Genomic DNA, 23,091 nt, shown 5'->3' with positions numbered 1-23,091 from the left:
CACGCTCCTGTGTTCCGGTGCCGATTCAATACCTTACGGGCGGGCGCCATGCAAGTCAGGTGGGCCTGCCGGCACCCCGCTACAATCCTGTCCCCATGCACGGTCTGAATCCTCCCCAAGCTGCCGCGGTCCTGCACATCGAAGGCCCGTTGCTGGTGCTCGCCGGCGCCGGCAGCGGCAAGACGCGCGTGATCGTGGAGAAGATTGCCCACCTGATCGGCTGTGGCCGCTACCCGGCCCGCCGCATCGCTGCGATCACCTTCACCAACAAGTCGGCCAAGGAAATGCGCGAGCGCGTGGCCAAGCGCCTGCGCGAGCAGGACGCCGACGAGGTGACCATCTGTACCTTCCATGCGCTGGGCCTGAAGTTCCTGCAGATCGAACATGCCGCCGTGGGCCTGAAGCGCGGTTTCTCGATCTTCGATGCCGATGATGCCGCCGCGCAGATCAAGGACCTGATGTACGGCGCCAAGCCCGATGACATCGAGGACATGAAGAACCTGGTGTCGCGCGCGAAGAACGCTGGCCTGTCGCCCGAACAGGCGATGGCCGCCGCGCGCAGCAACCGCGAGAAGGAAGCGGCCAGCGTCTACGAGCGCTACCAGCTGCGGCTGACCGCGTTCAATGCGGTCGACTTCGACGACCTGATCCGCCTGCCGGTGCAGATCCTGGAAGAGAACCCGGAGATCGCGCTGGCCTGGCGCGAGCGCATCGGCTACCTGCTGGTGGACGAATGCCAGGACACCAACGACGCGCAGTACCGCCTGCTCAAGCAGCTGGCCGGTGAGAAGGGCAACTTCACCTGCGTCGGCGACGATGACCAGTCGATCTACGCCTGGCGCGGCGCCAACCCGGAAAACCTGCAGCAGATGGGGCGCGATTACCCCACGCTGGAAATCATCAAGCTGGAGCAGAACTACCGCTGCTCCAACCGCGTGCTGCGCGCCGCCAACGCGCTGATCGCCAACAATCCGCATGAGCACCTGAAGAAGCTGTGGAGCGACCAGGCCGACGGCGAACGCATCCGTGTTTGGGAATGCCGCAACAGCGAACATGAAGCGGAGAAGGTCGCCGCCGAGATCGCCTTCGTGGCGCAATCGCGCAACGTGCCGTGGAGTGACTTCTGCATCCTGTTCCGTGGCAACTTCCAGTCGCGCCCGCTGGAAAAGGCGATGCAGCTGCTGCGCATTCCCTATCACCTGACCGGCGGCACCATGTTCCTGGAACGCCAGGAAGTGAAGGACACGCTGGCCTGGCTGCGCCTGCTGGTGAACCCGGATGACGACACCGCGTTCATGCGTGCGGTGCAGTCGCCCAAGCGCGATGTCGGTGCCGGCACGCTGGCCAGGCTGGCCGAGCTGGCCCAGGAAAAGGACATGCCGATGGCGCATGTGGCAGAAACCATCGGTGCCCTGCAGCAGCTCCCACCGCGCGCGGCCAACAGCCTGGCGCGCTTCACCGACATCCTGCGCGACCTGCGTGCACAGATGCGCCAGGTGACGTCCGGCGACATGATCCGCAAGGTGGCCAAGGAATCCGGGTTGCTGAGCGAGCTGCGCCAGCAGGCCAAGGAAGAGGCCAGCTACCAGCGCCGTGCCAACAACATCGAGGAACTGGCGCAGTGGTTCGAGGGCGGCCCGCGCGGTGCCACTGCGGCCGACCTGGCCGGACAGCTGGCGCTGCTGTCGCGCAGCGACAAGGACGAGGGCGGCAACCAGGTGCGCATGATGACCATGCATGCCTCCAAGGGCCTGGAGTTCCCGTACGTGTTCATCGTCGGCTGCGAGGACGGCGTGCTGCCGCACCAGGTCAGCCTGGACGAGGGCAACCTGCAGGAAGAACGTCGCCTGCTGTACGTGGGCATCACCCGCGCCAAGATCCAGCTGTGGATGAGTTACAGCAAGCTCACGCGCAAGTTTGGCGAGCACGTGCGGCTGAAGCCGAGCCGGTTCTTCGATGAGATCCCGGCCGAGGAGATCCAGCGCGATGGTGCGGACCCGGTGGCCGATGCGGCGCGGAAGAAGGAGCGGGCAAGTGCCGGGTTGGCGGCGATCGAGGCGTTGTTCGATTGACCGGGGCCGGACCGCTTCCCGATGGGAAGGGATCCGATCCCAGCTCACGGCTCTACAATCGGTTTTTCCATTGGAGGTCTGCGCGTGCATCCGATTGAAAGTGAACGCCTGCGCCTGCGTGCGATCGAACCTGATCGCGATGCGGTGCCGATGCTGGCGCTGTTGAACGATCCGGGTTTCCTGCGCTTCATCGGCGACCGTGATGTGCGCAGTGAGGCGCAGGCGCGGGAGTACATCGCGCTGCGGGTGCTGCACAGCTATGCGTTGAACGGGTTCGGCATGTATGCCATCGAGCGCTTGTCCGATGGTGCCTGGCTGGGCAACGCCGGGCTGGTGCGGCGTGATGGCCTGCCGGGGCCGGATATCGGCTATGCGGTGCTTTCGGAATTTGCCGGGCAGGGCTATGCCGGCGAGGCGGCGCGGGCAGTGTTCGCGCATGCACGCGGAGCGCTGGGCCTGCACGATCTGTATGGCATCACCGACCTGGACAACGTGGTGTCCGGAAAGATCCTGCTGGGCCTGGGCATGCAGGAACGTGGGGTGATCCAGCTACCGGGCGTGGACAGCCCGAGCCGGCTGTATGCCACGCCGGGCGCGGCCGAGGTTTGATCATGGTGGGTGCCGACAGTTGGTCTGCACTGCATCGGCAGGACATCCGGTAGTGCCGGCCGCTGGCCGGCAACCCGGGATAGCACTGGGGTCAGAGCCCGCCTTGCGGGATCCGACCCCAGTAGATTGCCTCAACCGCGCAGTTCGGCCAGCTGTGCCTGCAGCTCGGCCACGGCCGCTTCCAGCTGGGCCACGCGCTCGGCCAGGCCCGGGTCGGCCGCATCGCTGCTGCCGCTGCTGCTGGCGTACTTCGCCGCCAGCGCCGCGCCATCCACTTCACCGCACAGCAGGTGCATGTAGCGGTCTTCGCGCTGGCCACTGGCACGCGGCAGCACCACCAGCAGCGCACGCTGCTGCAGGCGCTCGATGGCATGGCGAGCTTCGTCGGTGTCGGCGAAGCGGTGCAGGCGCTCGCTGCGCGTGACCAGCTCGCCCAGCGTCTGTGGACCGCGCAGCAGCAGCAGCGCCAGCAGCACGGTCTGCTGCCGGGTCAGGTCCAGCGCGGCCTGCAGGCGGTGTTCGTAGCGATCGGCGCGCGAGGAGAAGTGCTGGCGGGCCAGGCCCAACGCCTCCAGCTGGCGCAGCGCGTGCTGCACGCTGCCAGCGTCCACGTTCATCACCGGCTCGCGCGCGGTCTTCTGGTTGGCCGCCGATTGGGCCGCGTTGACCGTCAGCGGGTAGGTGTCCGGGGTGGTCGCCTCCTTCTCCACCAGGCAGCCCAGCAGGCGGGCCTGCACGGCGTCGAGCAGGGGGACGTCAGGGGTCTGGGCGGAATCGGTCATGGCGGCCTCCGGAAGGGCAACGGGTCAACCGCCAAGCATAGCCGTCCCGGGGCCGGCTTTGCCGGTAAAATGCGCCGGTATATCTGATTGCCGGTGAATCCATGCGTCGTCCCGTTTCCCTGTCCCTGACCCTGCTCGCCACTGCGGCGCTGGGCCTGTCCGCCTGCAAGCGCGTGGAGGCGCCCGCCGCCGAAGCCACGGCCCCGCAGGCGCCCGCTGCCGCCGCCAAGGCCGACGGCGCGCTCGATGCCACCGCCAACGACAACCTCAACGCAGTGCTGTGGATGCAGCGCGCGCAGGAGTACAGGGCGATCACCGAGCAGACCTACCGCGCCGCCGCCGACCACCTGGATGCGGCGTTGAAGGAAGCCCACTGGGATGCGCTGGTGCCGGAAGAGCGCGGCAACGACGCCAAGGGCCTGAAGCCGGCCGTGGTGCTGGACGTGGACGAGACCGTGCTGGACAACTCGCCCTACCAGGCGCGCCTGGTGCGCGATGGCAAGGAATACGACGAACTGACCTGGGACCAGTGGGTAGCCGAAAAGAAGGCCAAGGCGATCCCGGGCGTGGTCGACTTCGCCAAGGCCGCCAATGCCAAGGGCGTGACCCTGCTCTACATCTCCAACCGCGCCGTGCACCTGAAGGACGCGACCCTGGCCAACCTGCGCGAGCAGGGCCTGCCGGTGGCCGACGACAGCGTGTTCCTTGGCCTGGGCACGGTGGTGCCGGGCTGCGAGCAGGCCGGCAGCGAGAAGAACTGCCGCCGCCGCCTGGCAGGGCAGAAGTACCGCGTGCTGATGCAGTTCGGCGACCAGCTGGGTGACTTCGTCGAAGTGACCGCCAACACCAACGACGGCCGTGACGCGCTGCTGCAGCAGTACCACGAGTGGTTCGGCGAGCGCTGGTGGATGCTGCCGAACCCGACCTACGGCGGCTTCGAGCCGGCGCAGTTCAACAACGACTACAGCCAGTCGCGCCAGGCCCGCCACGACGCCAAGCGCGCCGCCCTGGACTACGCCCCGTGAGCCGCGCACCGCTGCCGTTGCGCGCCGATGAGCGCCTGATCTTCGCGCTGGACGTGCCTGATCGCGTGCAGGCACTGGACTGGGTCGATCGCCTTGGTGACAGCGTGGCGTTCTACAAGATCGGCATGGAACTGCTCGCCTCCGGCGAGTACTTCCAGGTGCTGGATGAGCTGGCCCGCCGCGACAAGCGCGTGTTCGTCGACCTGAAGTTCTTCGACATCCCGGCGACCGCTGCGGCGGTGATCAAGCGCCTGTCGCAGTGGCCGGTCAGCTACGCCACCATCCATGGCTGGCACCCGGCGATGATGGAGGCCTGCGCGGCCGCCAACAGCAGCGACATGCGGCTGCTGGCGGTGACCGTGCTGACCTCGATGGGGCGCGCCGATCTGGCGCAGATGGGCGTCGACTGCGAGCCGGTGGACGTGGTGGTCGAACGCGCGTTGGCCGCCCAGGCAGCGGGCGTCGATGGCGTGATCGCCTCGGGCCAGGAGGCTGCACCGATCCGTGCCGCGACCGGTAGCGGGTTCTCGATCGTCTGTCCGGGCATCCGTCCCGGTGGTCCGGTCGGCGATGACCAGAAGCGCACCGTTGGCGTGGCCCAGGCCTTCGCCGATGGCGCCGACGCCATCGTGGTCGGACGCCCGATCCGCCTGGCGGCTGATCCGCAGGCCGCTGCGCAGGCAATCCAGCAGGAAATCGCGTCGGCTCTGGCTGCACGCTGAGCCCACCGCTGACGCCGGTCACGCCGGCACCACGAACGCCATTCCGATCCATGCGGGATGGCGTTCGCAATTGTTGGCCTGCGACTGTCGCAGGCAGCGCATTGCACCGAAACTGTGCGCGCGTTCGCGCTGCAGGCTTCATCCCTGCTTCCCAATCGATGCACCGGCACGGACCGCGGCCGCGCCGGTTCCAACCATTGATAGAGGAGTACAGGGATATGTATCGCAGCACCTCTTTGTTCATCGGCCTGTTGTTGGCCGCGTCCGCCGTACCCGCCTTCGCTGCGCCACAGGTGCGCGAAGCACCGCGCATCATCGGCGGTGAAGCAGCGCCGGCTGGCGAGTACCCGTTCATGGTCAGCATCCAGGGCATCTTCGACGGCGATTCGGATCATGACCGCCACTTCTGCGGGGGCACCCTCATCTCGCCTTCGTGGGTGCTGACCGCCGCGCACTGCATGCAGGGGGAAGCGCCGGGCGGCATCGCCGTCGTCGGCAACGCCGCGGCCCTGTCCACCGAAGCCTCGCCCCGCGCCTCCAACGTCAAGGCGATCCACGTCCATCCGGCATTCAACAGCGGCAACTCGTTGGAGCACGACGTGGCCCTGATCCAGCTCAACGCCCCCCTGGACGGTGCACAGCCGGTGGCGCTGCGGCTGCGGCCCGACGCCAGTTATCTCAAGCCGGGCCGCGAATTCACCGTGATCGGCTGGGGCGACACCGACATCGGCGATGGCCGGGTCTACCCGACCCAGCTGCAGACCGTGCAGGTGCCGTTCGTGGCATTCGATGAATGCCAGCAGGCCTACGGCGGGGAACTGTCGCGCGGCAAGGTGATCTGCGCCGGCCGCGAGGGCATCGACAGCTGCCAGGGGGACTCCGGCGGGCCGCTGCTGCTGCGCCTGCGTGAGGGCTGGACCCAGTTCGGCATCGTCAGCTGGGGCGAGGGCTGCGCGCTGGCCGGCTATCCGGGGATTTATGCCCGAATCGCCGAAAAACACGCCGTAGATTTCATTGAATCCGTCTGGCAGCACGATTGATTCAATAAAATCAAATACATACATGGTATTACGTGAAGTGTTGCCTTAACTTGAAGGGCAGCGTAGGATCGCCGCCATCCGGTCCTCGGACCGGACATGTGCCACAACACTGTCCTCCGGCCCCGTGCCGGTTTGAAGAGCCTGTGATCCCCGTGATCCGGGCTCTTTTTTTATCCCGCTGGTGGTTCTGGGGTCAGATCCCTTCTGCCTGCCGGCAGAAGGGATCTGACCCCCTTGGTTGGAAACGTGACCGCACGGCTTGCCGCTGTCACGTCGCAGGCCGCAAGATGCGGGCCGGTCCGGGGAGTCCGAGTGCATGAGCGTGGCGGTGCGAGGAAGGTCTGCGCGTGGATGGGGGCTGGCGGCCATGCTGCTGCTGGCCGTTGCGGCATGCCGCGAGTCTGTGAACGATCCGGCCAGGCCGGCGGCCGAGCCGGTGGCTGCGGTGCAGGCGATGGCGTTGCGCCTGGCCGAAGATGATCTGGTCGGCTACGCAAAGCTGTCGGTACCGCCAGGCCAGTATCAGCGGCTGCAGCAGGCCTGGGCGGAGGGACACAGCCAGTGGCCGCTGACCGAGCTGCCGCTGGGGGACCAGCTGCTGCCGATGCTGGCCGCGCTGCGCAAGCCCGATGCCAGCACCGAACTGCAGCGCAGCTTCGACCGCCAGCTGGCCGGCCAGGCCAGCGCCGTGCGCCAGGCCGCGCAGTCGATGGGCAATTTCGGGGTGCAGTACCTGCGCCATCAGAAGGGCTACACGCCCGGCCAGCAGGCCCATTACATCGCCCTGGTCGAAACCCTTGCCGTTTGGGCGCAGGGCGCGCCGATCAGTGACCGCGCCCGTGCACGCAGCACCATCGCCGCGCTGGTCGGCGCGGCCGGCAAGGTCGGCTTCGATGACGAGGCTGGCCTGCAGGCGGCTGGCATGGAGGGCAGCCTGCAGCAGCTGGCGCCGTTCATCCACACCCTCAAGGCGGTGCTTGGCAGCTACGGGCTGGGCGTGGATGACGCGCTTCGCAGCGTACGGGGCGAGCTGCTCTCGGTGGAAGGCGACAATGCGCTGGTACGCCTGCACTACGACCTGGCCGGCCGCGAGATGAGCCTGCAGCTGCCACTGAGCCGGCGCGAGGGCCACTGGTACCTGACCCGTACCCTGGCCGACACCGACGCGCTGCTGCGCAAGGCCGACGCGGCCCGCGCGGCCGCGTCGCCGGCAGCCGCTGAAGCCCCCGCCGAAGGTGGGGAAGCGGCAACGCCGCCGCCTAAGCCATAATGGCGCCGATGTCGAAACAGAACCCGCTGCCGTTCCCCGGCGAAGAATCCCAGTCGACGCCCGCCGATACGGTGCCGGCGTCCCCCTCGACCGGTACCGGCCCGAACCCGGTACCGCCGCCCGCGCACGCGCGTCCGGCCGGCCGTCGCCCGCTGTGGGCTCGCCTGCTCGGCCGCCTGGTCGAGCCGTGGCTGTCGCTGAAGATCGAACCGGAAGACCCGGGCCAGTACAACGATGGCCGCCCGGTCATGTACGTGCTGGAAGACTACGGCCTGTCCAACGCGCTGATCCTGGACAAGGCCTGCCGCCAGGCCGGCCTGCCGTCGCCTCTGGTGCCGCTGGCCGGTGACCCGACCGGCCGCAAGCGCGCCTACCTGGCGCTGTCGCGGCGCAGCTCCAGCAACTCGCTGATTCCCGAGCAGCGCGGCGCCAAGACCCACTCCGACTCGCTGGCCAAGGTCCTGCAGGCGCACCGCGTGCGCGATGACCTGGACGTGCACCTGGTGCCGGTGTCGATCTTCGTCGGCCGCGCCCCGGACAAGCAGAGCGGTTGGTTCGCGGTGCTGTTCTCGGAAAACTGGGCACTGGTCGGCCGCTTCCGTCGCCTGCTGGCGGTGCTGCTCAACGGCCGCAGCACCATCGTCCGCTTCGCCCCGCCGATCTCCCTGCGCAACACCGTGGATGAAGGCCTGGAGCCGGAGCGCACGGTGCGCAAGCTGCAGCGCGTGCTGCGTACGCACTTCCGACGCATCCGTGAATCGGTGATCGGCCCCGACCTGTCGACCCGGCGCCTGCTGGTGGACCAGGTGCTGGCCGCCGAGCCGGTACGCGAAGCGATCGCCGCACAGGCCAAGCGCGACAACTCAAAGCCGGCCGATGCCTGGAAGAAGGCACACGCCTACGCCTGGGAAATCGCTGCGGACTATTCCAGCCCGGTAGTGCGCTCGGCCAGCTTCATGCTCAGCCACGTGTGGAACCGCATCTATGCGGGCGTGCTGGTGCACCACCTGGACAAGTTCAAGGCCGCCGCGCCGGGGCACGAAGTGGTCTACGTGCCCAGCCACCGCAGCCACATGGACTACCTGCTGCTGTCCTACCTGCTGTACGACCGTGGCATCGTGCCGCCGCACATCGTGGCCGGCATCAACCTGAACCTGCCGGTGGTCGGCACCCTGCTGCGCAAGGGCGGTGCATTCTTCATCCGCCGCTCGATCCGTGGCAACGCGTTGTACTCGGCGGTGCTCAGCGAATACGTCGCGCAGCTGGTGGCCGGTGGCTACTCGCTGGAGTACTTCGTCGAAGGCGGCCGCTCGCGTACCGGGCGGCTGCTGCAGCCCAAGGGCGGCATGATCTCGATGACGCTGCGCGCGTTCCTGCGCCAGCCGCGCAAGCCGGTGCTGTTCCAGCCCATCTACATCGGCTACGAGAAGCTGATGGAAGGCGGCAGCTACCTGGACGAACTGTCCGGCCGGCCGAAGGAAAAGGAATCGATCTGGTCGCTGCTGTGGGGCATCCCCAAGGTGCTCAAGCAGAACTACGGCCAGGTGGTGGTGAACTTCGGCGAGCCGATCGCGCTGAACGACGTGCTGGCCGAGAAGGCGCCGGAGTGGAAGGGCGAGGCGGTGTCCGAGGACGAAAAGCCGGCCTGGCTGTCGACCACGGTGGACACGCTGGCCGAACGCATCCAGGTGCGCATCAATGGCGCCGCCGACGTCAACCCGATCAACCTGCTGGCGCTGGCCCTGCTGTCCACGCCGAAGCACGCGATGGGCGAGGCCGACCTGATCGCGCAGATCGAACTGTGCAAGACCCTGCTGGTCGAGATGCCGTACTCGGACCGGGTGACGGTGACGCCGCACTCGCCGGAGCGGATCATCGCCCACGCCGAGGAAATCAACGTCCTCACCCGCATCAAGCACCCGCTGGGCGATGTGCTCAGCGTCAGTGGCGACACCGCAGTGCTGCTGAGCTACTTCCGCAACAACGTGGTGCACCTGTTCACCGCCTCGTCGTGGGTGGCCTGCTGCTTCCAGAACAACCGCCGCATGAGCCGCACCGGCCTGGTCCAGCTGGGCCGTACGGTGTACCCGTTCCTCCAGGCCGAGCTGTTCCTGCCGTGGAGCGAGGACGAGTTCGCCCAGCGCATCGACCGGACCATCGATGTGTTCGTGCGCGAGGGCCTGCTGCAGAACGTCAACGATGACGACGGCGGCATCCTGGCGCGCAACACCGGGCAGACCGACGAGGTGTTCCGCCTGCGCGCGATCGGCCATTCGCTGCAGCAGGCGTTCGAGCGCTATTACATTGCCATCTCGGTGCTGGTGAAGAACGGCCCCGGCGTGCTCGGCGCTGCCGAGCTGGAAAGCCTGTGCCAGCAGGCCGCGCAGCGGCTGAGCCTGCTCTATGCGCCGGCCGCGCCGGAGTTCTTCGACAAGTCCCTGTTCCGTGGCTTCATCCAGAAGCTGCGCGAACTGCGCCTGGTGTGGCCGGACGAGAACAGCAAGCTGCTGTTCGACGAGCGCCTGGATGCCTGGGCCAAGGATGCCAAGTTCATCCTGGGCCGTGAGCTGCGCCACACCATCGAACGGGTCAGCCCGGAAGCGGCCCGCCCGGACGAGCCTGCGCCGCAGGATTGAAGGCAGCGCCGGGTCCTGCCCGGCGAACGACATGCCAACCAAGGTTGGCATCTACCGGGGCGAAGCAGTAGGTCTACGCCATGCGTGGATGGGCCACCGCTCAGGCCGGCTCGTCGGGAATCTGCAGGCTTTCCAGCCTGGCGATGCAGTCCTTCAGCTGCAGCTTGCGCCGCTTCAGGCGCTTGGACTCCAGCTCGTCCTCGCCGTTGGCGGCCATGCGGGTGATCTGTTCATCCAGCAGGCGGTGCTCGGCGCGCAGGGCGACGAGGCGCTCGACGATCTCGGCGGGGCTGTAGGTGTCCACAGCCTCCGAGCATACACAGCGATGATGACCGCCGGGAGAGGGGAATCCCGATCCCCGGCCGGGGCGGCTCCGAGCCGTTAGAATGGAACCCATGAGTGCCGTGATTTCCCTTCCCGATCCCCCACCGCGCGCCGCCCGCGATCCGCGCGTGGCCGAGCGCGAGCAGCACAAGCTGGCCAAGCGCCTGCGCCGCCAGGTCGGCGAGGCGATTGCCGACTTCGGCATGATCGAGGCCGGCGACAAGGTCATGGTGTGCCTGTCCGGCGGCAAGGACAGCTACACCCTGCTGGACGTGCTGCTGCAGCTGCAGAAGAAGGCGCCAGTGCCGTTCGAGCTGGTGGCGGTGAACCTGGACCAGAAGCAGCCGGACTTCCCCGAGCACGTGCTGCCGGAATACCTGGCAGGCCTGGGCGTGCCGTACCACATCATCGAGCAGGACACCTATTCGGTGGTCAGCCGGGTCATCCCGGAAGGCAAGACCATGTGTTCGCTGTGCTCGCGCCTGCGTCGTGGCGCGCTGTACAACTACGCCGAGACCCATGGCTTCACCAAGATCGCGCTGGGCCACCACCGCGACGACATGGTGGCCACGTTCTTCATGAACCTGTTCCACCACGCCAAGCTGTCGGGCATGCCGCCGAAGCTGCGCAGCGACGACGGCAGGCACGTGGTGATCCGGCCGCTGGCCTACGTGCGCGAGAGTGACATCGTCGAGTACGCGCAGGCACGCCGGTTCCCGATCATTCCCTGCAACCTGTGCGGCAGCCAGGAGAACCTGCAGCGCCGCCAGGTCGGCCTGATGCTGAAGCAATGGGAAAAGGACCACCCGGGCCGCATCGAGCAGATCGCGCGCGCCATGGGTGAAGTCCGGCCCTCGCAGCTGGCCGACACCACCCTGTTCGACTTCATGGCGCTGGGCCGTCGCGACGACGCGCCGCTGCCCGACGCCCATGCCTGGCTGGCCGGCTCCCCGGCCGACGCCGACGCAGATCCCGAGACGCCCACCGTTTAAGGTCGGGCGCCCTTCCTCTTCGCCATCCGGAATTCCATGTTCTTTCGCAACCTGACGTTCTTCCGTTTCCCGACCACCACCGATTTTTCCGAAGTCGACACCCTGCTGCCGCACGCCCTGCTGAAGCCGGTCGGCGCGCTGGAAATGAATTCGCGCGGCTTCATCTCGCCGTTCGGCCGCGAGGAGAAGGAACTGCTCTCCCACCGCATCGCCGAACACCTGTGGCTGACCGTGGGCGGCGAGGACAAGATCCTGCCGGCGGCGGTGGTCAACGACCTGCTCGAGCGCAAGCTGGAGGAGATCGAGGAGAAGGAAGGCCGCCGCCCGGGTGGCCGCGAGCGCAAGCGGATGAAGGACGACCTGCTGCATGAACTGCTGCCGCGCGCCTTCGTGAAGTCCTCGCGCAATGATGCCTTCATCGACCTGCAGCACGGCTACGTGGCGGTGGATACCTCCAGCCGCAAGACCGGCGAGTACTTCATGTCCGACATCCGCGGCCTGCTCGGCAGCTTCCCGGCGATGCCGCTGAACGCCGAAGTCGCACCGCGTTCGATCCTGACCGGCTGGATCGCCGGCGAGCCGCTGCCGACCGGGCTGAGCCTGGGCGAAGAGTGCGAGATGAAGGATCCGGTGGAAGGCGGCGCCGTGGTCAAGTGCCAGCACCAGGAACTGCGCTGCGACGAGATCGACAAGCATCTGGACGCCGGCAAGCAGGTGACCAAGCTGGCGCTGATCTTCGAGGACAACCTGTCCTTCGTGATCGGCGACGACCTGATCGTGCGCAAGCTGAAGTTCCTCGACGGCGCACTGGACCAGCTGGAGCATGCCGACGAAGACGGCCGCCGCGCCGAGTTCGACGCCCGCTTCGCCCTGCAGAGCGCCGAGATCCGCCGCCTGTTCCTGTTGCTGGAAGAAGCGTTCAAGCTCAGCAAGGCTGACTGAACAGGCACCCTGTGGGCCGCCGGTCATCCGGCGGCCCGAAGCAGCGCTATGCTGGGCGCATGAGCCGTCTGCTGCGCCGCCTGATCAGCCCGACCCCGCCCGCTACCGTGCAGCGCGACACCGTTCGCCTGCGCCTGGAGGATGCCGAGATCGAGGTGCTGCGCGTGCGCGATCCGCGCGCGCGCCGGATCAAGCTGAGCGTGGACGAGCGCGGCGCACGGTTGACGCTGCCGCCGCGGGCCAGCCTGGTGATGGGCGAGCGATTCCTGGAACAGCACCGCGACTGGTTGGCGCTGCAGCTGCGCCAGTACCAGAGCCAGGGCCTGCCCGCCCCGTTGCGGCCGGGCGAGGACGGCGTGCTGCCACTGCGCGGCGACCTGTTGCCGCTGCGCTGGCAGGAAGGCCGCTATGCGCGGCTGGAGATCGATGAACACGGCGCCTGCGTGCAGTGGCCGACCCGTGCCGGCGATGCCACCCTGCGCCGCCTGCTGCGCGAGTTCTACGAAGCACAGACCCGCGCCGATGTCGGCCGCTGGCTGCCGAAGTACCTGCCCACCCTGCCACGTGCACCCAGCCGCCTGCGGCTGAAGGTGATGTCTTCGCAGTGGGGCTCGCTGGCGCCGGACGGCAGCATGGCACTGGACCTGGCACTGGTGCTGGGGCGCCCTGAAGCATTCGAGTATGTGCTGGTGCACGAACTCTGCCACCTGATCCAGCCGAATCATTCGCCCGCGTTCTGGCACGAAGTGGAACAACGTTTCCCCGCGTGGCGCGAGCAGCGCGACTACTTCCAGCTGGAAGGGCGCAGGCTGAAGGCGATGCTTCGCCAGCTGCTGTAGAGCCGAGCCGATGCTCGGCTGACGCGCGTGGCGCGGATATCCAGCCCTCGCGATCGACAGCAGCCGAGCATGGCTCGGCTCTACAAAAGCGCGCGCAGCGCGCGACCCGCTCCTGCTCTTCCTTCTTTCTTCCGTGATGGGCACACAGGAAACTGTCCGTGGCCGGGCGGGGTGGGTTGCGCAGGGGCGTGAGCCGCATGGATGCGGCGACCGAGTTTGCAAGGACGTACTTGCAGCGACCCCTGCGCAATCCACCCCGCCCGGCAGAGCACGGCTTCTGATTTGAATGACCCACCACGAGGGGCTCAGCCGTTGGCCGAAACCCTCACCCTGCCCGCAACGCCGCCGCTGCCGCCCAGCGTGCCGCCACCCGCGGCGCCGTGATGCACACCGCCTGGTCGGTCACCGTCGTCACCGCGCGCTCCAGCAGCTGGATATCGGCCTCGTGCTGGCGTGCCACATGCGGGTCCTCGAAGAAGATCGCGCGCTGGCAGCGCCCCTCCAGCACCCGGTCGGCAATCTGTGCATCGCCGCCCATCGGGCCGCTCTGGTAACGCGTCACCCACGGCGTATCGCTGGGCCAACCCCGGCTCCAGGCCAGCTCGTTCAAGCGCTGCCCGGTGGTGCCCGTCGCAACGCGTTGGCCAAACCGGGCCAGCACATCGAAGTGTTCATCGGCGAAGGCCAGCATCGCCGGCTTCATCGCATCATGCGCGATCAGCGCCAGCGTCTGCCCCTGGAAAGCATGCAGGTCGTCGGCACCGGTGTCGGCAGCCAGCCCGGCGTGGATGCGCTCCACCTCGATCCAGTCGCGTGCAGTGGCCACGGTTGAAATGAACGGCTTGCCGTGGATCACGCACTGCCGCTTGAGCGCGGTTGCTTCCGGAAACACCGAGGACGGATCGACCGGGTCGATCAGGTAGATCGCACCGTCCAGTGTCCGCTCCGGCCCCATGCCGACCACTTCGGCCACCAGCTTCATCAGGCCTCCCTCGCGCCCGTAGGGATACCGGTGCAGGCCGCCGTAGCCGGCCAGGAATCCCTGCCGTTCGATCGCATCGTGGGTGCGCCCGACCGCATGCAGTGACACCCCCAGTTCGCGCAGGCCTGCCTCGCTGGCACGCAGCCAGCGGAACAGCGCCGCGCGCGCATCGTGGTGATGGAGACGGTTGGCAGCCAGGCCGATACGCATCGAGCGCTCCGTAGGACGGGTAGAAGCGGCAGTGTATGTCGGCATTCGCCGATGCGGATGCTTTTCCAATTTTTCTCATTGTCGCGGAAGCCTGCCTCGCTAGCGTGGCTGGCAGCGGTACCGCTGCGCGGCCGTGGTTCCTGCCCGCGAAATGAGGACGTCTACCGTGAATGTCGCCGGCCGCCGCGCCGTCGCCGCCGTCATGGCATCGCTGTTGCTGCCCGGCATCGCCGCTGCATCCGGTTGTACGGGCCCCCTGCAGGTGGCATGGCGCTCCGACCGGCCGCCCCTGTCATACAGCCAGCAGGGCGAGGTTGCGGGACTGGCCGCGGATTACCTGCCGCTGCTGGGCATGCAGGCGGCGCAGCATGCGAAGCCGTTGCCTGCGACGGTACTTACCGAGGGAGCACTGCCGGCCGGCACCCAGGTGCTGCTGGGCTGGCCGCGCGCACAGCTGCCGACAGGCTGGGTGGCCAGCAGGGCCTACCTGGAGGTGCCGCAGGTGATCGTGCGGCGCGAGGGCGCCGCTGCGGTGCTGGGGCTGGAGGGCCTGCGTGGCCGCAGCGTGGCCAGCCCGGACCGGCTGCCGCTGGAGCCATTGCTGGCCGAGCAGGCCCCGGGGGCGCAGCTGCTGGCCCCTGCGCCGCTGGACCACGCGCTGTCACTGCTGCGTGCCGGGCTGGTCGACGCCGTGGTCGCCAATCTCGCTGAACTGGAGGCCGCGCTCCGCGCGGAGCCAGGTGATGCTGTGGTGATCGCGGCACCCGCAGGCTTCGGCGATGCACTGGTACTCGCGGCCGTGCCGGCCTGTGCCGAGGTGGTCGCTGCTTTCGACCAGCGGCTCCTGCAGGAGAGCGATGCACATCGCGCGTCGAGCCGCAGCGCCTGGCTGCCGGACCGGCCACGCGCGCGGCTCACCGGTTCGGCGCTGCGCTGGCTGGTGCCGGCGTCGCTGATCCTGCTCGCGCTCGTGCTGCTGCATGCCTTCGGCTACTGGCGCGTGCATCGCGAGAGCGTGCGTCGCCGCGTGCTGGAGCAGCGGTTGCACGACGTCACCGCGAACCTGCCGGCGGTGGTCTACCAGGCCCGCCGTTCGGCAACCGGCCACTACAGCCTGGCGCAGATCGCCGGTGACGTGCAGGCGTTGTTCGGCGTAAGCGTGGAGACTGCGCGGATCGACCATCTGCAACTGCTGGCCGCGGTGCATGCCGACGACCGCAGCCGGGTGATGGCGTGCATCGAAGCGGCCGCGCTGGTGCGCGGTCCCATCGACGTTACGTTCCGCACCCGGTCGGCGCAGGGCTGGCGCTGGGTCCGATCACAGGGACGACCGCTGCAGTGCGATGACAGCAGCGTGGAGTGGAGCGGCTACTGGTTGGATGTCAGTGAAGCACAGGCGCGTGCAGTAGCGCTGGCCGAGGCGCGCCGCGCGGCCGAGCAGGCGGCGCTGGCCAAGAGCCATTTCCTGGCGACCATGAGCCACCAGATCCGCACGCCGATGAGTACCCTGCTGGGCATGCTGGAGCGATTGGCTGCCAGTGACCTGGATGCGGGCCAGCGGCAGGTGCTGACCACCGTGGGTGATGCCGCGCAGATGCTGCGGCAGATCCTGGACGATGTGCTGCACAGCCAGCGCCTGCAGCCAGCGCCACTGCAGCTGCGGCCGACCGATCTTGCGGCGCTGGTGCGCGCGGTGCAGCAGCTGTTGATGCCCGTCGCGGCCAGCCGCGGCCTGCACCTGCACAGCGAGATCGACCCCATGCTGCAGCAGTGGTCGCTGGCCGATGGGCTGCGCCTGCGCCAGGTCCTGTTCAACCTGGCCGGTAATGCACTCAAGTTCACTCTGCAGGGAAGCGTGGTGCTGCAGGCCCATGTGCTGCAGCAGCGCGATGGCGGGCAGCGGTTGCGCCTGCAGGTGACCGATACGGGCGTGGGCATCAGCATGGAGCGGCAACAGGCGGTATTCGCTGCCTACGAGCAGGCCGAGACCTCGACCACGCGCCGCTTTGGTGGCAGTGGGCTGGGCCTGTCGATCTGCCGCGAGCTGGCGGCATCGATGGGGGGCCAGCTGCACCTGCGCAGCGCGCCGGGCAAGGGAACCACCGTATGGCTGGAACTGGTGCTGGCGGCCTGTGCGGCACCGACGGTGGTACCGGTGCTCACGACGGCCGTGCAACGGCCGCTGCCGCCGGCGCGGGCACTGGTTGTTGAAGACCATCCGACCAACCTGCAGTTGCTGGTACAGCGCCTGCGCGAGCTGGGGCTGCAGGTACACGCCTGCGACGACGGCCAGCAGGCATGGGAGGCCTGGCAGGCGCAGCCCTTTGATCTGGTCATCACCGACTGCCATATGCCGCACATGGACGGCTTCGCGCTGGCACGGGCGATCCGTGGCGATACCTGTGCCATCCGTGCGCAGGTGCCGATCGTCGCGCTGACTGCCAGTGTGCTGGAACGCACACGCGAGGCCTGCCGTGATGCGGGCATCGACCATTTCCTGGCCAAGCCGGTGGCGCCGTGCGAACTGCGCGCGCTGCTGGAGGAGCTGCTGTTGCCGGACTCAGTGCGCCAGTAGGCGGACGATGCTGGCAGCGGCATCGCGGCCTTCGGCCACGGCGGTCACCACCAGGTCTGCACCGCGTACCGCGTCGCCACCGGCGAACAGGCGTGGATGCGCGGTCTGGAACGGCAGGCGGTCCTTGCCCCCGGCGACGATGCGGCCGTTGGGCTGGCCTTCCACCCCCAGGTCCGCCAGCCACGCCGGCACGCTCGGCGAGAAGCCGAAGGCGATGATCACCACGTCCGCTTCCAGCAGGGATTCACTGCCTTCGATCGGCACGGCGTTCTGGCGGCCATTGGCATCGGGCTCGCCCAGCCGGGTTTCGACCACGGTCACGCCGATCACTTCATCGTCGGCGCCGGCTTCGATCGACAGCGGCTGGCGGTTGAACAGGAAGCGCACGCCCTCTTCGCGCGCATTGGCCACTTCGCGAGCGCTGCCGGGCATGTTGGCTTCGTCGCGCCGGTAGGCGCAGGTGACCTTGGCCGCGCCGAGGCGCACCGCGCTGCGCACGCAGTCCATGCCGGTATCGCCACCACCGAGCACCACCACCCGCTTGCCGTTGAGGTCGGGCAGGGCGATGGTGTCTTCCCAGCCGGCAATCGGCCGGCCCTTCGGGTCATCGCCGCCGACGATGCGGCTGTTCTGCACCAGGAACGGCAGCGCCGGCAGCACGCCCTTCAGGTCCTGGCCGTCGAGGCCACCATCGGTGTAGCGGTAGGCGCCGGTACCGATGAACACCGCATCGTGGGTGTCCAGCAGCTGCTGCACGCTGAGGTCGCGGCCGATCTCCACGCCGAGGCGGAACTGCACGCCCATGCCCTCCAGCACGCCGCGGCGCCGGTGGATCACGTCCTTGTCCAGCTTGAAGCTGGGAATGCCGAACTGCAGCAGGCCGCCGATCTGCTCGTAGCGGTCATAGACCACCGCGGCAATGCCGGCGCGGGCCAGGCGGTCGGCGCAGGCCAGGCCCGCGGGACCGGCCCCGATCACCGCAACGCTGCGGCCGGTCGGCTGCACCGCGCCCAGGTCAGGGCGCCAGCCGCTGGCCAGCGCGGTATCGACGATGTATTTCTCCACCGCACCGATGGTGACCGCACCGAACTCCTCCAGCGTGCAGCTGCCCTCGCACAGGCGATCCTGCGGGCAGACCCTGCCGCACACCTCCGGCAGCGGGTTGGTGCTGTGGCACAGCGTGGCGGCTTCGTGGATGCGGTTCTCCTGCACCAGCTGCAGCCACTGCGGAATGGCGTTGTGCACCGGGCACTTCCAGCTGCAGTACGGGTTGCCGCAGTCCAGGCAGCGGCCCGCCTGGTACTGGGCGTCCTCCTTGCCGAATTTTCCGTACAGCTCGCCCCAGTCGCCGGACGTGCGCAGTTCCACCGGGATGCGCTGCGGCATGGTGCGGGGCAGGTCGAGGAACTGGAAGGCGTGCTTGCGGCTCATGGCGGGCTCTGGAATGCGAGGGGGAACGTTGCCGGCCAGCGGCCGGCACTACCGGAAAACATCACGCGGCGCGTCGCAGGGTTTCGGTCAGCGACTCGATGCTGGCGGCCTTCGGTTTGACCAGCCAGAACTTGCCGATGTAATCGCGGAACTCGTCCAGGATCTGCTGTGCCCAGATGCTGCCGGTCAGTTCGCGATGGCGGCCGATCAGGCGGTGCAGGTGCTGGCGGTAGTTCTCGAAGCCTTCGGCGGACACGCGATGGATGTCGATCAGCTCGTGGTTGTAGCGGTCGACGAAATCACGGTCCACGTCCAGTACGTAGGCCAGGCCGCCGGTGAAGCCGGCGCCGAAGTTCAGCCCGACCTTGCCCAGCACCAGCACCACGCCATCGGTCATGTACTCGCAGCAGTGGTCACCGGCACCTTCGACCACGGCCAGTGCGCCGGAATTGCGCACCGCGAAGCGCTCGCCGGCGCGGCCGGCAGCGAACAGCTCACCGCCGGTGGCGCCGTACAGGCAGGTGTTGCCGATGATGGCGGTGCTGCGCGCCTCGAAGCGCGCGCCACGCGGCGGCCGCACCACCAGCCGGCCGCCAGCCATGCCCTTGCCGACGTAATCGTTGGCTTCGCCTTCCACTTCCAGGTGCAGGCCACCGACATTGAAGGCGCCGAAGCTCTGCCCGGCGCTGCCACGGAAGCGCAGTTCCAGCGGTGCCTCGGCCATGCCCTGGTTGCCGTGCGCGCGTGCCACCGCACCCGCCAGGCGGGTACCGATGCTGCGGTCGGTGTTGTGGATCAGGAAGCGATGCTCGCCGCCGCGCTTGTGCTCGATGGCCGGGGCCAGCAGGCCATCCATCTGCGTGGCCAGGCTGTCCGGCGATTCGTACAGGCGCTGCGCGGCGCAGTGGCTGCCCTCGTAGCGGCTGTCGGCCAGCAGGCGCGACAGGTCCACGCGCACGCCGTCGCGCGGCGCGGATTCGATCTGGCGCAGCAGGTCGGTACGGCCGACGATCTCTTCCAGCGAACGCGCGCCCAGGTAGGACAGCCAGCCACGCACTTCCTCGGCCAGCAGCCGGAAGAAGTTCTCCACGCGCTCGGGCTGCCCGGTGAAGTGGTTCTCGCGCAGGCGCTCGTCCTGGGTGGCCACGCCGGTGGCACAGTTGTTGAGGTGGCAGATGCGCAGGTACTTGCAGCCCAGCACGATCATCGGCGCGGTGCCGAAGCCGAAACTGTCGGCGCCCAGCAATGCGGCCTTGACCACGTCCAGCCCGGTCTTCAGGCCGCCATCGGTCTGCAGCAGGGTACGGCCGCGCAGGTCGTTGGCGAGCAGCGCCTGGTGCGCCTCGGCCACGCCCAGCTCCCACGGCACGCCGGCATAGCGGATCGAACTGACCGGCGAGGCACCGGTGCCGCCATCATGGCCGGAGATGGTGATCAGATCCGCACCGGCCTTGACCACGCCCGCCGCAATCGTTCCGACGCCGGCATGGCTGACCAGCTTCACCGACACCAGCGCGGTCGGGTTGACCTGCTTGAGGTCGTAGATCAGCTGCGCCAGGTCCTCGATCGAATAGATGTCGTGATGCGGCGGCGGCGAAATCAGGCCGATGCCCGGGCGCGCATAGCGCAGCCGCGCGATCAGTTCGTTGACCTTGTGCCCGGGCAGCTGGCCACCCTCGCCGGGCTTGGCACCCTGCGCGACCTTGATCTGCAGCACCTCGGCATTGACCAGGTACTCGGCGGTCACGCCGAAGCGCCCGGAGGCCACCTGCTTGATCTTGCTGCGCCTGGCGGTGCCATAGCGTGCGGGGTCTTCACCGCCTTCGCCGGAATTGCTGCGGCCACCCAGGCGATTCATCGCAATCGCCAGCGCTTCATGCGCTTCCGGTGACAGGGCGCCGAGGCTGATCGCCGCGGTATCGAAGCGCGGGAACAGTTCGCTGGCCGGGGCCACTTCATCGAGCGGTGCGGGCGTGGCGGCAGGGACCAGTTCCAGCAGGTCACGCAGTGCCGAGGGCGGGCGCGCATGCACCGCATCGCAGTACTGCTGCCAGGCACGCGGATCGCCGCTGCGCGCCGCGCGCTGCAGGGTGGTGACCACGTCCGGGTTGTACATGTGGTACTCGCCGCCGTGCACGTACTTCAGCAGGCCGCCGACATCCACGTCCTGCTGCGCGTCCCACGCCTGCGCGCACAGCTCGCGCGCGTCGGCATCCAGGCGCGCGAAACCCGCGCCACCGATGCGCGAAGCGGTATCCGGGAAGCACAGATCGACGACCTCCGGTTCCAGGCCGATGATCTCGAACAGCTGCGCGCCGCGGTAGCTGGCCACGGTACAGATGCCCATCTTCGAGATGATCTTCGACAGCCCCTTGTAGACGCCCTTGCGGTAGCGGCGGCCGATCTGCGACTGCTCACCGCCCTTGCTGAGCTTGAGGATGCCGCGGCGGCCCAGGTCGAACAGGGTCTGGTAGGCCAGGTACGGATACACCGCCGTGGCGCCGAAGCCGAGCAGGCAGGCCATGTGGTGCGGGTCGCGCGCGGTGCCGGTCTCGACGATGAGATTCACGTCGCAGCGCAGGCCCAGCCGCGAGAGGTGGTGGTGGATGGCGCTGGTGGCCAGCAGCGCATGCACCATCGGCCGCCCGGCCACCGGGTAGCGGTCGGACAGCAGCAGCATCACCATGCCTTCGCGCGCGGCCTGTTCGGCCTCGGCGCAGATGCGCTCGATGCCGGCACGCAGGCCCTCGTCTTCGCTGTAGGACAGGTCGAGCAGACGGTTGGCCTGCGCGTACTGGTCCATCTTCAGCAGCTGGCGCAGCTTGCGCTGGCTGAGCACCGGCGAATTGAGGATGACGTGGTTCACCGTCTCCGGACCGGCATGGAAGATGTTGGTCTCCTTGCCGAGCTGGGTGGACAGGGACATCGCGCAGTCTTCGCGCAGCGGATCGATCGGCGGGTTGGTGACCTGCGCGAAGGCCTGGCGGAAATAGTCGTACAGCGGGCGGCTGCGCTGGCTCAGCACCGCCATCGGCGTGTCGTCGCCCATCGAGCCGGTGGCTTCCTGCTCGGTCTCGGCCAGCGGCCGCAGCACCTGCTCCACTTCCTCGCTGCTGAGCTGGTACAGCTTGTGGTAGCTGCGCAGGGTGGCTTCGTCGAACGGCTCTTCCACCAGCGACGGGTCGATCAGTTCGGTCTGCAGGTAGGTCACGCCCTGCTGCAGCCACTGCTTGTAGGGCGCGCGGCCGCGGTTGATGCGGTCGACCGCATCGGAGTCGAGCAGGTCGCCGCGCTTGAGGTCGATCGCGATCATTTCGCCGGGGCCGAGCTTGCCCTTGCGCACCACCCGCTCGGTGGGCACTTCCCACACGCCCGCTTCAGAGGCAACCAGGAAGTGGCGGTCGGCGGTCAGCATCCAGCGTGCCGGGCGCAGGCCGTTGCGGTCGAGGGTGCAGACGGCGTAGCGGCTGTCGCAGGCAACGATGCCGGCCGGGCCATCCCACGGCTCGCTGTTCAGGCCGTGGAACTCGTAGAACGCGGCCAGGTCCGGGTCCTTGAACTCCAGCGACTGGGTGGCCGGCGGCACCAGGATGCGCAGCGCCTGGATCAGCTCCATGCCACCGGCGACCATCAGTTCCAGCATGTTGTCCAGGCTCTGCGAGTCCGAGCCGTGCATGGAGATCACCGGGTCGAATTCGGCGATGTCGAAGCGCGGCGTCTTCCACACCTTGCTGCGCGCCTGGGCCCAGCGGCGGTTGCCTTCGATGGTGTTGATCTCGCCATTGTGGGCGAGCATCCGGAACGGGTGGGCAAGCGGCCAGCGCGGCAGCGTGTTGGTCGAGAAGCGCTGGTGGAACACGATCGCGCTGGAGGCCAGTTCGCGCCGCTGCAGGTCGGGATAGAAGCGGCTGAGCTTGTCCGGCAGCACCATGCCCTTGTAGCTGATCGCATCGGGGGTGAGGGTGGTGACGTAGAAATCAGCGTGATCGCGCAGCTGCTGCTCGCTGCGGCGACGGGCCAGGAACAGCGCCAGCGCGAAGCCGGCATCGTCCTGGCCGACACCGGCATCGACGAACACCTGTTCGATGCGCGGCAGGGTATCGCGCGCCAGCTGGCCGCAGACGCTGTCATCGGTGGGTACCTCGCGCCAGCCGGCGACCTTGCAGCCGACCGCTTCCACCTGCGCCTGCAGCTGGGTACGGCAGGCGTCGGCGGCCTCGGTGTCGTGCGGCAGGAACACCAGGCCGGCAGCGAAGCGCGCGGCGGTGGTGATGCCGGCTTCGCTGGCCAGCAGTTTCAGGAATGCATCGGGGCGGCGCAGCAGCAGGCCACAGCCATCGCCGGTCAGGCCATCGGCGGCGACGCCGCCACGGTGGGTCATGCGCGAAAGCGCGGCGATGGCGGTATCAACCAACAGGCGCGAAGGTTGATCGTCGAGCTGGGCGACCATGCCAAATCCACAGGCATCGCGCTCGGAGCGCGGGTCGTAAAGCCCTTGGCGGTTGCGGGGGGCCATCTCTACCTCGATGCGTATAGGGTTGGCGGCGACACTCGTCCCCGCTCATTCCCTGGAGCGCATCGTGAGGCCACCGGATGCCTCGACTAGATCACAGGTTGCTGCAGCGCCGCAATACACGGTT

Annotated in this window: 16 protein-coding genes; 11 read left to right on the top strand and 5 right to left on the bottom strand. The window is 68.1% G+C overall.

Annotated elements, in window-relative coordinates:
• Nucleotides 1-95 precede the first annotated feature (95 nt).
• The gene (locus AC5P53_RS18880; protein WP_241887671.1) at nucleotides 96-2,072 is read left to right on the top strand and encodes a UvrD-helicase domain-containing protein; all 1,977 of its coding nucleotides are present in this window, start codon (nucleotides 96-98) and stop codon (nucleotides 2,070-2,072) included.
• A gap of 84 nt (nucleotides 2,073-2,156) precedes the next feature.
• A complete protein-coding gene (locus tag AC5P53_RS18875; protein WP_032962369.1) occupies nucleotides 2,157-2,681 on the top strand; it encodes a GNAT family N-acetyltransferase in 525 nt (174 codons plus the stop codon).
• 131 nt (nucleotides 2,682-2,812) lie between these two features.
• On the opposite strand, the gene AC5P53_RS18870 is transcribed toward AC5P53_RS18875, so the two are convergent.
• Nucleotides 2,813-3,463, bottom strand: coding sequence for a YceH family protein (locus AC5P53_RS18870; RefSeq protein WP_014645449.1), 651 nt, complete (start codon nucleotides 3,461-3,463; stop codon nucleotides 2,813-2,815).
• A 101-nt stretch (nucleotides 3,464-3,564) separates the two neighbouring features.
• Here AC5P53_RS18870 and AC5P53_RS18865 point away from each other — a divergent pair, with 101 nt between their 5' ends.
• From AC5P53_RS18865 to plsB, 5 genes are all read left to right on the top strand, one after another.
• Entirely contained in the window at nucleotides 3,565-4,488 is a 924-nt protein-coding gene (locus AC5P53_RS18865; protein WP_495227482.1) for a 5'-nucleotidase, lipoprotein e(P4) family, read from the top strand.
• Complete coding sequence (gene pyrF, locus AC5P53_RS18860) at nucleotides 4,485-5,210, top strand: orotidine-5'-phosphate decarboxylase (RefSeq protein WP_495227481.1); 726 nt, start codon at nucleotides 4,485-4,487, stop codon at nucleotides 5,208-5,210. The genes AC5P53_RS18865 and pyrF overlap by 4 nt, the downstream gene beginning before the upstream one ends.
• Nucleotides 5,211-5,428: 218 nt before the next feature.
• Nucleotides 5,429-6,250, top strand: coding sequence for a S1 family peptidase (locus AC5P53_RS18855; RefSeq protein WP_032962376.1), 822 nt, complete (start codon nucleotides 5,429-5,431; stop codon nucleotides 6,248-6,250).
• A gap of 316 nt (nucleotides 6,251-6,566) precedes the next feature.
• Entirely contained in the window at nucleotides 6,567-7,520 is a 954-nt protein-coding gene (locus tag AC5P53_RS18850; protein ID WP_014645453.1) for a hypothetical protein, read from the top strand.
• Nucleotides 7,520-10,156: a glycerol-3-phosphate 1-O-acyltransferase PlsB gene (gene plsB, locus AC5P53_RS18845; RefSeq protein ID WP_032962379.1), complete on the top strand. Its 2,637-nt coding sequence runs from the start codon at nucleotides 7,520-7,522 to the stop codon at nucleotides 10,154-10,156. The genes AC5P53_RS18850 and plsB overlap by 1 nt, the downstream gene beginning before the upstream one ends.
• A 100-nt stretch (nucleotides 10,157-10,256) precedes the next feature.
• On the opposite strand, the gene AC5P53_RS18840 is transcribed toward plsB, so the two are convergent.
• On the bottom strand, nucleotides 10,257-10,460 hold the full coding sequence (locus AC5P53_RS18840) for a YdcH family protein (RefSeq protein ID WP_032962381.1): 204 nt from the start codon (nucleotides 10,458-10,460) through the stop codon (nucleotides 10,257-10,259).
• A gap of 91 nt (nucleotides 10,461-10,551) precedes the next feature.
• Here AC5P53_RS18840 and ttcA point away from each other — a divergent pair, with 91 nt between their 5' ends.
• Genes ttcA through AC5P53_RS18825 form a run of 3 tightly spaced genes read left to right on the top strand, consistent with a single transcriptional unit; the run spans nucleotide 10,552 to nucleotide 13,253 of the window.
• Nucleotides 10,552-11,472: a tRNA 2-thiocytidine(32) synthetase TtcA gene (gene ttcA / locus AC5P53_RS18835; protein WP_032962383.1), complete on the top strand. Its 921-nt coding sequence runs from the start codon at nucleotides 10,552-10,554 to the stop codon at nucleotides 11,470-11,472.
• 36 nt (nucleotides 11,473-11,508) lie between these two features.
• Nucleotides 11,509-12,414 carry a recombination-associated protein RdgC gene (locus AC5P53_RS18830; RefSeq protein WP_005411825.1) on the top strand — a complete coding sequence of 302 codons (906 nt, stop codon included), beginning with the start codon at nucleotides 11,509-11,511 and terminating at the stop codon, nucleotides 12,412-12,414.
• 59 nt (nucleotides 12,415-12,473) lie between these two features.
• Nucleotides 12,474-13,253, top strand: a complete 780-nt coding sequence (locus AC5P53_RS18825) for a YgjP family zinc-dependent metalloprotease (RefSeq protein ID WP_241887669.1) — start codon at nucleotides 12,474-12,476, stop codon at nucleotides 13,251-13,253.
• Between the two features lie 325 nt (nucleotides 13,254-13,578).
• Here AC5P53_RS18825 and AC5P53_RS18820 read toward each other — a convergent pair whose 3' ends face one another.
• On the bottom strand, nucleotides 13,579-14,445 hold the full coding sequence (locus tag AC5P53_RS18820) for a methylglyoxal synthase (protein ID WP_014035467.1): 867 nt from the start codon (nucleotides 14,443-14,445) through the stop codon (nucleotides 13,579-13,581).
• Nucleotides 14,446-14,611: 166 nt separating this feature from the next.
• On the opposite strand from AC5P53_RS18820, the gene AC5P53_RS18815 reads away from it, so the two are divergent.
• Nucleotides 14,612-17,020, top strand: a complete 2,409-nt coding sequence (locus tag AC5P53_RS18815) for an ATP-binding protein (RefSeq protein ID WP_049442527.1) — start codon at nucleotides 14,612-14,614, stop codon at nucleotides 17,018-17,020.
• On the opposite strand, the gene AC5P53_RS18810 is transcribed toward AC5P53_RS18815, so the two are convergent.
• Together AC5P53_RS18810 and gltB are read right to left on the bottom strand one after the other, a co-directional pair.
• Complete coding sequence (locus AC5P53_RS18810) at nucleotides 17,006-18,451, bottom strand: FAD-dependent oxidoreductase (protein ID WP_041862916.1); 1,446 nt, start codon at nucleotides 18,449-18,451, stop codon at nucleotides 17,006-17,008. The two genes, AC5P53_RS18815 and AC5P53_RS18810, sit on opposite strands and share 15 nt — an antisense overlap.
• A 61-nt stretch (nucleotides 18,452-18,512) precedes the next feature.
• On the bottom strand, nucleotides 18,513-22,967 hold the full coding sequence (gene gltB, locus AC5P53_RS18805) for a glutamate synthase large subunit (protein ID WP_049442525.1): 4,455 nt from the start codon (nucleotides 22,965-22,967) through the stop codon (nucleotides 18,513-18,515).
• Nucleotides 22,968-23,091: the final 124 nt, after the last annotated feature.

It is taken from the genome of Stenotrophomonas sp. YJH_SMC_82, from assembly GCF_059368875.1.
This window is presented reverse-complemented; position numbering and strand designations above follow the sequence as displayed.